We start from the raw sequence: 12,912 nt of genomic DNA, 5'->3' as shown, positions 1-12,912 counted from the left end.
TTAATAATTAATTTTGTAGTAAAAAAATATCCCAATATTACCATACCTATGTGCTAAATGCTAACAGAAAAAAATCTGTAGGGTGATGATAGGGTTTACTTAGGGTTCAAGTGGGGCTCACTTAGGGTTCATTTTTGCTATTTTAAAAAAGTTACTTTTCTGATTTAGGTTGTTAAATCAGGAAAATAAATTGTGTAAGTGATTTTTAATAGAAATGTAAGTCAAATCAGTACATTAGTATCTTAACGATCTAAAGAAATAACTAATTTATTTGCCAATTAAAATGAGTAGAGTGTAAAACATTACAAGGATAATTTGTGGCAAATAGAAGAGCGATAAAGATCCTGAAAAAAAAGAGCAACAAAAAGGATTTGATCTGCTAAACTTTTTAATATCCATTGAAAAATCTATCTCTTCTTCTTTTTTATCACGTACTTCATCATATAAATCTCTGTATTTTCTTTCTAATTGTAGAAAGTATGCATTGAGAGACCAAAAAATAATAATTACAAAAACAGCTATCACACAATGAAGTATGTTACTTTCTTTTGCAATGATAGCAAATAATGCCGCTACCAAAGTAATACACCAGCCCTTTATGATAAAAGAATTAGTGTCCATCCTATTAATAGTATTGTGGATAAATTCCAGGTGTTTTAATTTCTGTTCCATTCTTATCTGAGTTCTATGATTTTTTTCTTTAAATATAAAGAATCCAAAGCGTCTTCAGGAGTATTTTCCTTTTCGTTTATCCACTTAATAAAATCATCCTCACTTAAAGAAATTAGATTCTCCAATCCTAATTTATATACTATCTTTAATTCACGATATCCTAATGATTCACTAAAATACTTTGTAAAATTATTATGTCTTTTTGGCTGGATACGTCTTATTATTTTAGCTATTTCTATTTCAGAAAATATCCAAGTAGAGTAAGTATAACTATTAATATTGTCTTTTAGTGGAACAGAGTTAGGGGTATTTAAAAAGAATAAACACTCTGTTTTATCAATCATATAATTCAAGGAGTCCATTAGCATCATTTGAATATGAGAAGCAGCTTGCAAAATTTTATCATTATTATTCAAATAATATTCTTTAACTACTAAATTTAATATATCAATATAATTCAACCATATATTTGAATCTATAAAAACATCAAGATTATGTTTTGCTTTCAATACATCAGCTATCATCTGTGCCAATTCTAAATCATTATGTGAATGAGATAGAAAAATATGATATTTCTTTTTAGGAAAACAATAATTCATTATTGACTCAGCATTAAGAACTTTATTACCTTTAATATATTCTATCATCTTAATATAGATGAGTCTTTTACAAAGTTCTTGTGTTCTCATTCCAGATGAATAACATTCATTATTTTTGTCAAAAGAGATTCTTCTATGTTTCAAATTAAAACCTACAAACATAACTTTATTTTTCTTCTATTAATTTAACTTCTTCCTCACTTAGCCCATACAGCTTATAGACTATTGTATTTACGCTATTATTAATCGCAGCGACAGCTGTTTGTAGTTCAAGCATCTCTTGCTTCTTTTTCTCAAAGAAATCCATCCACTCTGTTTGTTCTTCTAAGCTTAGTTTACGCTTTTGTTTGCTGAGTTCTGCTGTAAACTCAGCAAAGGTAAGGGACTCAAAGTAGGTGATAGGCTTGGTAATATTCGCCTTTAAATTAGCGGCTATCAAAGTGGTAAACACCTTTCGCAGCTTTGCTATTTCTTTATAGCACAACAATAACTTATCCGCCTCTTTTACCAACGCTTCCTGATTTTCTTTCAAACGTAAAGGAATAGGCAATCGATTGGTTACAGGGTTGTCAAACTGCATTGTACGGATAGCTTTGGCAAAGATAAACCGATAGGCATACCAATTGAGTAACTCAGTATTGAGCAACAACCATAGCACTTTAGCATTGTACCCCTCACTTACCACTAACTGATTGATAGTATCAACAATCGCATAGTTGCGCTCCTCTGGGTAGCAAGCTGTGATTTTGATATGGTCTGTTGGTTTCTCTATATGGGCAACAATTCTTTGTACTAATACGGCATTAGCACTGATAAAACATTTAGGATCATTATTTAAGCTGGCTTTGTATACCTTTCCTTTGACACTTACAATGCCTTCTCGTTGTATATCAGCCCCACCGAGCACTTCTATGTCTCCTTTGTCACTTATGATATTTTGAAAAATACCCCCTCTGGAATTGTTAGCAATATCTTTCACAAAAAGCCCTGAGCTTTGTATCTTCTGAGCCAAAGTAAGTTCTTCTGCTGCGATGCCATTGAGGTAAAATCCGAACTGGGTAAACGTCTCTTTGCTTATACTTCCCATTATCTGTACTGCTTCTCCTTTCAGTACGCCTGAGAGGTAATTCTCCGTAGGGCTTCCTTTTTGCGCAAGGTATATCACTTGTTCTAATTTCACCTCATTCCATACTTTTCTGCAATCAACTACTTCGTTAATATCACTGAGTAAGTATTCTCTGATAGGAGTGTAGTTAGAGGCATACGAAAATGATTTAGGTATGATAAAGCCTATATTCCCACCTTGTTTTAGTAGCATATCATACCCCAATTTGCTAAACGAAATAACGGTCTCTGAGCCGCCTTGTATATACGTGTTGTTTAGGTATTCTTGTTCTTCTTTACTGAGCTTTGCCCCATACGGCGGATTCCCGATCACCACATCAAAGCCTCCTTTGGCAAATACCTCAGGAAACTCCTTTTGCCAATCAAAAGCCTTATCGCCTGCTATGGCAGGGTCGCTGATAAGTGAGTTGCCCACTTTGATATTACGGCTCAGGTCGCCGAGTTTACGTTTGCGCGTTGCTGTGCGCAGCCATAGGGAGAGCTTGGTAATCTCCACACTCTCCTCGTTGAGGTCTACTCCAAAGAGGTTGCGCTCTAAGATGCTCGCCGAGTCGTAACCAATAGTCATAGGCGATTGTGTCAGTTTTGCCTCTAATTCGTTTACATAGTGATGCTCAGCCATCAAAAACACTAAGGCAGCGTTGAGGAATGCCCCTGAGCCACAGGCTGGGTCGCATATCGTAAGCCCCAGCAGCCACTGGCGGTAGGTGTTGAGTTTTTCCAAAAGGGCTTTCTTAACTGCTTTTTTGCTTTGCGGATCATACGCATCATCTACAATACCCAATGTTGCCTTCTGCTCGCTGCATAGCCGCCCAATGGTGTTTTCTACAATATACGCGGTGATGTAGCGAGGCGTATAGAACACCCCATCGCGCTTGCGCTTGCTGCTGCTTGCTGCGGTGTGAAAATCGAGGTCGTCAAGTGAGTTCTCAAAGATATGCCCCAAAATGTTCACATCTACTTCACTCTCAAAATCGTATTCCGAAAGCCGCTTAGTGTGCTCGTAGAGCAGTGCATCGCTGATGGTCAGTGCCTCCAATACGGGGTCTTCTTTAAACAGCCCGCCATTGTAGGCAAAGATATTGAAGTCGCCGTCCTTATGCCCTTCATTGATGTAGCGAAAATGCTTTCGAAAGAGGGAGTACAAGTCGCAAGGCACGTCCATTTTGTTGAGTAGCTCCCAACGCTTTAGTATAATACGCGTACTATTGGGTTCTAACAAGCCACTATCTTCGGCAAAGAAGATAAACAAAAAGCGGTCTAAGAGTTTTTGGGTCTTCTTAAAGAGCAGTAGCGGCTCATAAGTAGGGTTGTGCTGCAATAAATCGTCATAGAGTGCCTGTTTAAAGCCCGAATAATCCTTATAAAGCCGCTTGGTGATCTCGTCTTCCCTACTCACCGACTCTTCTTTGAGCTTTTGAGGCACTTCCTTTGCGATATTCTCGTACGCCAAACACAGATAGAGCCGCTCAAACTCGCCGCGGGTGAGCGCAAAGAGGTTAAACTCCTCAAAGTCGTTACGGTTATCGATGTAAAAGCGCAATTTCTCAAAGTTGGAAATCACCACATACTTACAATTGCGATGGCTATTTTTGTAGTTAAAGGCTTGGGGTTCTATCTCAGTAAGCTGGGTAGTGCGGGTGCTTTTAAGCTCTATCACTGCCTTAACGTCTCCCTCAATGAGGATTGCCCCATCGGCTTTCTTACTGTCCTTTACGTTTTTGAGTTCCGTAAGCAGATTGTAGCCCTCAGCAGGACTAAGGGTATAGCCGAGTACCCGCACAAAGAGGTCGCGCAAAAAGCCCTCTTGGTACTGCTCTTCTTTTGAGGCACGAATATTCTCCTGCACCCCCACATCGTGGAAATGGGCGGTAAACGCCTGCCAACGCTCCTCAAGGGTCGCTACATCTTGTAACGCGAGGTATTTATCTATTATCTTCTTTTGAAACACGGTAAGGTATAATTATCAAACCGCAAAGGTACGATTTTTTAATAAATAAAGTAGGAAGCGTAAAAAATATTATCCTCTAAATTGAGCTTCCAACCACTCAGCCGCATTTTCTATCCCTCTTTCAGCTCGAATGCGTTGCCCTATGAGCTGTGCTTGTTGCACTAATTTTTCTTCTTCTATATTTTTCAGTGCACTAATTAAGCCTTCTTTTGTTATGCGTTCAGACAAAGGCTCTAAGCCACAACCTATTTGATACATACGCTTTGCCCAAAAAGGTTGGTCTAAGGCACAAGGCATTATCAGCTGGGGGATGCCAGCTCTCAAAGCTGCCGCGGTTGTCCCTACACCACCGTGATGAAGGACTGCATAACTTTTTTCAAACAATAGTGCGTGTGGAGCTTGTTTTGTGACAAAAATCCTATCATTGCGAGGTAAATCAAGTTGGAGATTTCCCAGCAAAATTACCGCTCGTTTGTTGAGCTCTTGCAGTGCTGAGAGTAATTTTCTCATAAAGATTTCAGGTTTCTTGAGTTGCATACTACTAAAAGTTACCGTAAGAGGTCGCGCTCCCTCTTCTAAAAAAGTTACTAAATCACGAGATAGCACCTCATTGGTCTCTAAGAAGAAAAAGCCTGGTAAGTAAACGTGACCATTCCAATCCTTAACCTCTTTAAACAAAGTTGGACTAATTGGGTACACAATTGGGATTTCCTCCCCGCCTCGAAAGTAAGTGTATGCACCTGCCTTACGCGGTGGCAAATGGAGCGTTTCATTGCGAAACGCATTGATCTGCTTGATTTGTGCCACTTCGCTCTTACTGTTGAGCGCATAACTTTTTCTATTGAGCCAAGCCCCAAGATTATAACGCGCTGTGAGTGCCAAACAAGGAAAGTCAGCAATAGGATAAGTGCTTGGAGTCGATGGCATACTGATAGCTGGAATGCCCAATTTCACAGCAATATCCACTGCACCCAATGCCTTGGGGTGATAAATAATCATAGCTGCACCTTGTGCTGCCTTATAAAAATCGTCCATCGTTTTGCGATAGGCAGGGTTAAGTACTTCTTTCGATAGCTTTATAGCAGTCTGCAAGTGCAATAAAGGTGCATTAAGAACAGCTTTCCCTTCTGGAGTTTGCGCTAATGCCATAAAATCCAATTCTGTTGGATAAAACGCTACATTTTCAGCCTCAATCAAGTGCTCAAAACTTCTTCCTGTGGCAATTAACGACTGATGCCCACGCCGATTGAGTTCTTTTGCCAATGCCAAATAAGGCTGAACATCGCCTCTGGTTCCTAATGTTAAAAAGCAAATTTTCATTCTTCTATATATTACTCAGTGCCAAGCAGTGCATTTTTATCAGTTCTTCATTAGCAATTGCGACAATCCACTGCTTAGGTATAGCCGTATAACCGTAAATAGCTCCCGCCAAACTACCTGTAATAGCTCCTATTGTATCAGTATCTTCTCCCAGATTGACCGCGTATAACTATCAAACCGCAAAGATACAACATTTTAGTGAATAATCAGTAGTGAAGAATGATTAATTTCACTGCAAAATTATACATTATGCATTATCCATTATACACTGAAGCTGTTTAAACTTTTCCCTATAATAAAATAAAAGTTCCCAAAAATTAGTAAATTTGTGTTTGAAAAAAAAGAACACCAAAATTCAGGAACTTTGTGCAAAGATACAATAAATCATTGGATTATTAGCTTTTTAAGGGTAGAAAAAAGATTTAACTTTAATAAAGGAGTGCAACCAGATGTTTATTTTGATGAAGAATTGTACAAAAATAGGTTTAAAATTGGATGAGCAGAAGATTGGCTTGATGGATATAAAGATTTGATAATGAGATACAATATAAAACTAAATCCCTCTTTGTTTGGAAAATCATCATTTTATCAAGAATGATATTTTTATACATAAGCATCTCCTTTTCTGAAATCATCTATACCACCATTTTGCAGAGGGCGATATGGTATGCCTCGTCGCTGATAAATACGTAATTATCCCAAATATCCATAATCCTGAATTTAGAATATCCCCTTGGGAATGTAATATCGAGAAGCTCTAGGTCAGACAATCTCAACAGTTTTTGGTTTCCTTTCCATTCATCTGTCTTGAAAATCGGGGATAGGATTAGATATTCTTTTTGGGCGCTGAATTTTCCCCTCAAGCCTTGTTTTTGTGCAAGCTTTTCCAATTTTTCCTTTCCCCATATTTTCCTCTTGTAGATACCGTCTTGGGTGAGTTCGAGGTACCAATAATACTTGAATTGTGATAAGCTGCAAGGATTTATTGTATCTGCTTCCACGAAGGCATAAATCGAATTATCTTTTATCATAAGGCTACCTATCTGGGGATAGGAGTAACTAAAATCCATTTTGTGATAGATACCCTCTGCCCGTCCTAAGGATAGCATAAAATTGCTTCGGACTTTTTCATTTGTAAACACAGGGGTGAGTTGCTTGTCCCAATGCAGCGTATGTGTCTCATTGTCATAGTGTAGAGAGGTAAAACTATTTGCGGCAAATACCTCTCCGTCGACACGGCAAATAATCGGATAAACCCCGTTTTCGCCAAGTGTGGAAATCTCCGTGATATTCTCTGCAACACACAAGTTTTCACTTACTACTTCGCACGGTTTCTGCTCGGGAGACGACACCCACCAGACTTTTTTGTCTTCTCCGCTAATAATTAAAATATCGGAACCTGTATCCAACAAAACGGGCTTATTCCAGCTTTTCTTTTGTGCGGGAGACGGAATGAATGACCATTGCCCCGCCTTTATCCAAACGATACCGTAGCTATTGCCGTCATCGCCGCTACTCCAGATAACAAATTCGTCTTTTCCTCGTGCAAAATGATTTTTTGCATTTATGGGAGCATATTGATAGGCACCATTGCTTAGCTTGAATCCCGTAGTCGTCCACTCTGAAATTTTATCTAATTTTACCTGCATAATTTTCTCTCCTAATTCCCACAGATATTACAAGTACGCGAAAAATCTTTTCGGATTTGATATTTTTTATGACCACATTTGCGATAGCAATATCCGCCTTCCCTTTTTAAAGAAGCTAAATATTCTTCGCAATCTAAGTCAGTTTTAAAGCGTTCTGTAAACTCTAAGAGGCTTTGTCCTTTGAATAAATTCATAATATATTAGTTTTCAGAGTGCAAATATATGAAAATACTTTGACACTTCAATAATTATTTTTGCCCGACATTATTTTGTCCTGCATCTGCTGTAAAATTACCTTCAAGGTTAAATCGTTGAGCAGTAGAAGAAAAGCCTGTAAGCTTTAGATGTCCATGTACAAAACCTTTAGAGTCAATTCCATAGAGTACGCAAGTACCAGACAACGACGTGATTTCATCTGAGGATCCGTCTTTATTAATTGTACTTAAAATGCTGACACCGCCACTCCCAAAAGCAGGAAGTTGTCGTCTTTCCTTCCATGTTTTCATTATAAATTCCATTCTTTTTTCCTTGTAGACTAAAGTGTCTGCAGTTGGAACAATAGTATAGGGTTCATTTATTTTTAATCTCTGCAAAGGTGCATCAAAGTATATATGTAGCAGATATGCGTTACCCTTATAGTCTCTTTGCCGGAGAAATAAGCCTAATTCATATAGCTGTCGATTGCATTCGTTATATTCAGATATGACAGGAAACATAGGAGAAAGATACCATTTCTGTGTATCAAAATGCTCGTATGGCTTTCCATTCAGAGTTATTCTTGCATAGGTAATATATCTATCCTCTTCTTTCACACAACTTGAAAAAAGAAAAATGTTGCATGACAATAATATTAAGATAATCCTTAGATCCTTTCTCATAATTCTATTTTTTATTTATTGAAGCTGTTTAAACTTTTCCTATAATAAAATAAAAGTTCCCGAAAATTAGTAAATTTGTGTTTGAGAAAAAAGAACACCAAAATTCAGGAACTTTGGGCAAAGATACAATAAATAATTGGATTATTACCTTTTTAAGTGTAAGAAAAAAGATTGAGCTTTAATAAAGGAGCGCAACCAGATGTTTATTTTGATGAAGAATTGTAGAAAAATAGGTTTAAGATTGAACAAACAAATGGTTGGCTTGACGGATATAAAGGTTTGATAATGAGATATGAGTATCTTGATGTAACTTGGATTGGAATGCTCCTATTAGGGTTTATCTCCAAGTTCCTCAAAAAAGTTTAAACACGTTTATTAAAAAAAGCCGTCACTTCCCAGCAACGACTTTTCCTCATTAAAACAAAAAATTATGAAAAAAACTAAATTACTTCTGTTTTTCCATCTTCTCTTTCAACTCTTGCAACGCTTCTAAGTCGCCAAGTGTTGATTTTTCTACAGTTGTAGAGGAAGATGCGTTATTATTAGCACTTGCAGTAGCTTCTTTCACGATGCGCTCTTCTTCTTCACGGAAGATAGCAGTGTGTGATGCCACTACACGGCGTGTATCTTTATTAAATTCAATAATCTTGAACTGAGCGGTTTCACCCTTAGCGAGCTTCTTACCGTCTTCTTTTTCCAAGAAACGTGAAGGTACAAACGCTACGATGTCGTCAGTGATTTTCACCTGTGCACCCTTGTCTACGAGCTTGCTTACAGTGCCTTCGTGAACAGTACCTACACCAAACTCAACTTCGTACTTATCCCAAGGGTTTTCAGTAGTCTGCTTGTGCCCAAGTGAAAGCTTGTGGCCTTCAGCGTCTAATTCCAATACCATTACTTCGATCTTATCACCTGTATTCACCAATTCTGATGGGTGTTTTACCTTCTTATTCCAAGAGAGGTCGGTGATGTGAATAAGCCCGTCGATGCCTTCTTCTAACTCAACGAATACGCCGAAGTTAGTGAAGTTGCGTACCGTACCGGTGTGCTTAGAACCTACAGGGTATTTCTCAGTGATATTAGTCCAAGGGTCAGAAGTGAGTTGCTTGATACCGAGCGACATCTTGCGCTCTGCGCGGTCTAAAGTAAGCACCACACATTCTACTTCTTGCCCGAGTTTTACGAAATCCTGAGCTGAACGCAAGTGTGTGCTCCACGACATTTCTGATACGTGGATAAGCCCTTCTACACCGTCAGCGATTTCTACAAACGCACCATAGTCAGCGATTACCACTACCTTACCTTTCACCTTGTCGCCTACTTTGAGGTCGTCAGCCAGCGCGTCCCAAGGGTGTTTGCTAAGCTGCTTTAAGCCCAATTGGATACGCGACTTGTTGTCGTCGAAATCCAAAATAACCACGTTGAGCTTCTGGTCTACTTGTACCACTTCGCTTGGGTGGTTGATGCGTGCCCAAGAGAGGTCGGTGATGTGGATAAGTCCGTCTACGCCGCCCAAGTCCACGAATACACCATAAGAAGTGATGTTCTTAACCACCCCTTCGAGTACCTGTCCTTTTTCGAGCTGACCGATGATTTCTCTCTTCTGCTCTTCAATATCTGCCTCAATAAGAGCCTTGTGCGAAACTACCACATTCTTGAACTCGTGATTTACTTTCACCACTTTGAACTCCATTGTCTTGTTTACAAACTGTTCGTAATCGCGGATAGGTTTCACATCGATTTGTGAACCTGGTAAGAACGCTTCGATGCCGAATACGTCTACGATCATACCGCCTTTGGTACGGCTCTTTACAAAACCGTTTACTACTTCGCCACTTTCGAACGCTTGAAGTACGCGATCCCAAGCCTTGATAGTGCGCGCTTTGCGGTGCGAAAGCACGAGCTGACCTGCCTTGTCCTCACGAACGTCGATCAATACCTCTACTTTGTCACCTACTTTTAAGTTAGGATTGTAACGGAACTCGTTGAGTGAAATCACCCCTTCTGATTTCGCGTTGATGTCGATAATCGCCTCGCGGTCAGTAAGTCTTGTTACAACGCCTTCAACAACCTCATTGTCTTGTGTATCAACGAAGTTGTTTTTTACTAATTCTTCGAAGTTCTTGCGTTGATCATCTCCGATAGCATCAATACCTTCTTGGTATTTTTCCCAGTCAAATGAGTTCAAGAACTCCTCTTGTGTTTGTGTGTTTTCAGCCATTTGCTGATGTTAAAATTTGTATTCCCTCCAAAAGCCGAGAGTAGAGTAGGGGCAAAACCTCTGTCAGGAAGTGTGAAACTTATACTTAAAATACTCTCTACCTGCCCTAAAAATCGGTGCAATATTACGAAGATTATTTGAAGCAGCCAAATATTTTTAAAGAAAAATACGTATTTTTGTGAAATAATTTTTCATTAAATGTACAATATATTGATATATAGTTAATTATAACTTTACTTAATTTGTAAATAATTTCAACAAAGAACGAACTTTAGTCACTTTTTCACACCGAAATGCCCTAAAATGAGCTTACTAATTTACCAATGCTAGCCCTATTCTCCTCCTCTCTTTGTCTATTTCCAGTACTTTTACGCTGATATGCTGATGTAGCTTCACCACCTCATTGACATCGGCTACATAGCCCTCCTTAAGATTGGAAATGTGTATCAATCCACTTTCCTTGATGCCTAAATCAACAAAGCAACCAAAGGCAGTGATATTGTTCACAATAGCAGGCAATACCATCCCTACGTGTAGGTCTTCAAAAGTTTTCACATTAGGGTCAAACTCAAACACTTTAGCTGCTTTGCGGGGGTCAATACCAGGCTTCTCAAGCTCTTTAAGCACGTCTTGCAGGTATAGTTTTCCAGCCTCAGCAGTGATGTACTTATCAAGGTCTATTTTGCTGATAGCTTCCTTATTGCCAATAAGTTGAGGTAGAGAGATTCCTATATCCTTAGCCATACGTTCCACAATAGGATAAGCCTCAGGGTGTACTGCTGAATTGTCCAAAGGGTGTTCACCTCCCTGCACTCTTAGGAAGGCAACTGCTTGCTGGTACACCTTTTCGCCTAAGCGTGGCACATTGAGTAAATCCTTGCGCTGCTTAAACACTCCCTTTTCCGAACGGTAATTGACAATATTCTCTGCCATCTTCTCACCAATTCCCGATACGTATGATAAAAGTGCCTTACCTGCCGTATTGAGATTCACCCCTACGGAATTTACACATCTAATCACCACATTGTCAAGGGCTGATTTTAGTTGTGTCTGGTTTACATCGTGTTGATATTGCCCTACACCAATGGCTTTAGGTTCTATCTTTACTAATTCTGCCAGAGGGTCAGCCAGTCGTCGCCCAATAGATACCGCTCCTCGCACCGTTACGTCGTAGTTGGGGAACTCTTCACGGGCGATTTTCGATGCTGAGTATACCGAGGCCCCAGCTTCACTAACCACAAATACCTGTACAGGGCGGTCAAAGGCGACCTGTTTTACAAATAGCTCTGTCTCTCGTGAGGCAGTGCCATTGCCTATGGAGATAGCCTCAATCTTGTAAGCACTGACCATTGAGCGGAGCTTCTTCATCGCAATAGCGGTCTCGTGTTGAGGGGCGTGTGGAAATATCGTCTCGTTGTGCAATAGATCTCCCTTCTCATCTAAGCATACCACTTTACAGCCCGTTCTATACCCTGGGTCGATAGCTAAGATGCGCTTTTCACCTAATGGAGGGGCGAGAAGCAGTTGTTTTAAGTTTTCAGCAAATATGTCAATAGCTTTATTATCAGCTTGTTCCTTAGCTTCTTGTAGCACTTCATTAGAGATAGAAGGGGCAAGCAGTCGGCTAAAGCTATCATCAATTACCTTTTCCATAAAGTCAGCAACCTCACCATTGCTCTTTATGAAAGTACGTTCTAAAAAGTTCAATGCCTCCTCCTCATCAGTGCTTACTTTTAGTCGTACAATACCTTCAGCTTCAGCGCGTAGCATTGCCAGTAAGCGATGTGATGGCGCTTTCATCAACGGCTCTTCCCAATCGAAATACATACTGAATTTCTGCGCTTCTTCACTCTCGGCTTTTCCTTTCACCACCTCTGTTCGTACCCTTCCTTTGCGCTGATATAGGCGGCGTAGGGTTTTGCGGGCATAGGTGCTTTCATTAATCCACTCTGCGATGATATCGCCAGCCCCTTTCAAGGCTTCCTCTTCGGTAGCCACTTCAGCCGTTAGGTACTTTTCAGCCAAGCGCTCTAAGCCCACAACTTTCTGAGCCATAATGATCTTCGCCAATGGTTCTAACCCGAGCTCACGAGCCTTGTCAGCACGTGTCTTGCGCCGTTTTTTATAAGGCAGATAGAGGTCTTCCAGTTCACTGAGTACAAAGCAAGCCTCAATCTTTGTCTTCAAATCTGGGGTAAGCTTGCCCTGCTCTTCAATGGAGGAGAGGATACTCTCTTTACGCTTTATAAGCGCCTCGTAATCAGCCTGACCCTTAGCGATTTGTTCAATGGCTACCTCGTCTAAGTTTTGCGTTCTATCCTTGCGATAGCGCGCAATAAAAGGGATCGTACACCCTTCCTCTAAGAGTGCCAATGTAGCCTCTATCTGCTTCTCAGTCAGACCTGTATGCTGACTTTTTATATATAGTATATTTGTCATATAAGTGTTTTACTAACTCAATGAGTGTGCTATTTTCTGTGTATTTCTTATGGACGGG

10 protein-coding genes and 1 pseudogene are annotated in these 12,912 nt (G+C 39.8%); 1 reads left to right on the top strand and 10 read right to left on the bottom strand.

The features are described 5' to 3' along the window. Nucleotides 1-267 precede the first annotated feature (267 nt). From AXF12_RS08175 to AXF12_RS11910, 5 genes are all read right to left on the bottom strand, one after another. Nucleotides 268-672 carry a hypothetical protein gene (locus AXF12_RS08175; protein ID WP_066430126.1) on the bottom strand — a complete coding sequence of 135 codons (405 nt, stop codon included), beginning with the start codon at nucleotides 670-672 and terminating at the stop codon, nucleotides 268-270. Nucleotides 673-674: 2 nt separating this feature from the next. Next, entirely contained in the window at nucleotides 675-1,319 is a 645-nt protein-coding gene (locus AXF12_RS08170) for a TIR domain-containing protein (protein ID WP_066430125.1), read from the bottom strand. Between the two features lie 118 nt (nucleotides 1,320-1,437). After that, nucleotides 1,438-4,347: an Eco57I restriction-modification methylase domain-containing protein gene (locus AXF12_RS08165; RefSeq protein WP_066430123.1), complete on the bottom strand. Its 2,910-nt coding sequence runs from the start codon at nucleotides 4,345-4,347 to the stop codon at nucleotides 1,438-1,440. 69 nt (nucleotides 4,348-4,416) lie between these two features. Then, on the bottom strand, nucleotides 4,417-5,667 hold the full coding sequence (locus AXF12_RS08160) for a glycosyltransferase (RefSeq protein WP_066430121.1): 1,251 nt from the start codon (nucleotides 5,665-5,667) through the stop codon (nucleotides 4,417-4,419). Nucleotides 5,668-5,671: 4 nt separating this feature from the next. Beyond that, complete coding sequence (locus AXF12_RS11910; protein WP_234945907.1) at nucleotides 5,672-5,791, bottom strand: hypothetical protein; 120 nt, start codon at nucleotides 5,789-5,791, stop codon at nucleotides 5,672-5,674. Between the two features lie 204 nt (nucleotides 5,792-5,995). On the opposite strand from AXF12_RS11910, the gene AXF12_RS12305 reads away from it, so the two are divergent. Next, nucleotides 5,996-6,166 (top strand): hypothetical protein, encoded by a 171-nt coding sequence (locus AXF12_RS12305; protein ID WP_169792832.1) that lies wholly within the window; start codon nucleotides 5,996-5,998, stop codon nucleotides 6,164-6,166. Nucleotides 6,167-6,302: 136 nt separating this feature from the next. Here the strand turns inward: AXF12_RS12305 and AXF12_RS08155 are convergent, their stop codons facing one another. The 5 genes and pseudogenes from AXF12_RS08155 to AXF12_RS08140 all read right to left on the bottom strand — a co-directional run bounded on the left by AXF12_RS08155 (nucleotide 6,303) and on the right by AXF12_RS08140 (nucleotide 12,854). Next, nucleotides 6,303-7,316 (bottom strand): hypothetical protein, encoded by a 1,014-nt coding sequence (locus AXF12_RS08155; protein ID WP_066430119.1) that lies wholly within the window; start codon nucleotides 7,314-7,316, stop codon nucleotides 6,303-6,305. A 14-nt stretch (nucleotides 7,317-7,330) separates the two neighbouring features. Beyond that, nucleotides 7,331-7,510 (bottom strand): annotated as a pseudogene (locus AXF12_RS11905) (IS1595 family transposase); the annotation flags it as partial. 54 nt (nucleotides 7,511-7,564) lie between these two features. Further along, on the bottom strand, nucleotides 7,565-8,194 hold the full coding sequence (locus tag AXF12_RS08150) for a hypothetical protein (RefSeq protein WP_074861054.1): 630 nt from the start codon (nucleotides 8,192-8,194) through the stop codon (nucleotides 7,565-7,567). A 445-nt stretch (nucleotides 8,195-8,639) separates the two neighbouring features. Further along, nucleotides 8,640-10,415 carry a 30S ribosomal protein S1 gene (rpsA, locus tag AXF12_RS08145; protein ID WP_066430115.1) on the bottom strand — a complete coding sequence of 592 codons (1,776 nt, stop codon included), beginning with the start codon at nucleotides 10,413-10,415 and terminating at the stop codon, nucleotides 8,640-8,642. Between the two features lie 312 nt (nucleotides 10,416-10,727). Continuing rightward, nucleotides 10,728-12,854, bottom strand: coding sequence for a Tex family protein (locus tag AXF12_RS08140; RefSeq protein ID WP_066430114.1), 2,127 nt, complete (start codon nucleotides 12,852-12,854; stop codon nucleotides 10,728-10,730). Between the last annotated feature and the right edge of the window lie 58 nt (nucleotides 12,855-12,912).

It is taken from the genome of Capnocytophaga haemolytica (assembly GCF_001553545.1).
In the GTDB taxonomy this organism is placed as follows: Bacteria; Bacteroidota; Bacteroidia; order Flavobacteriales; family Flavobacteriaceae; genus Capnocytophaga; species Capnocytophaga haemolytica.
Note: the sequence above shows the minus strand (reverse complement) of the source record. Positions and strands in the feature narration are given on the sequence as shown.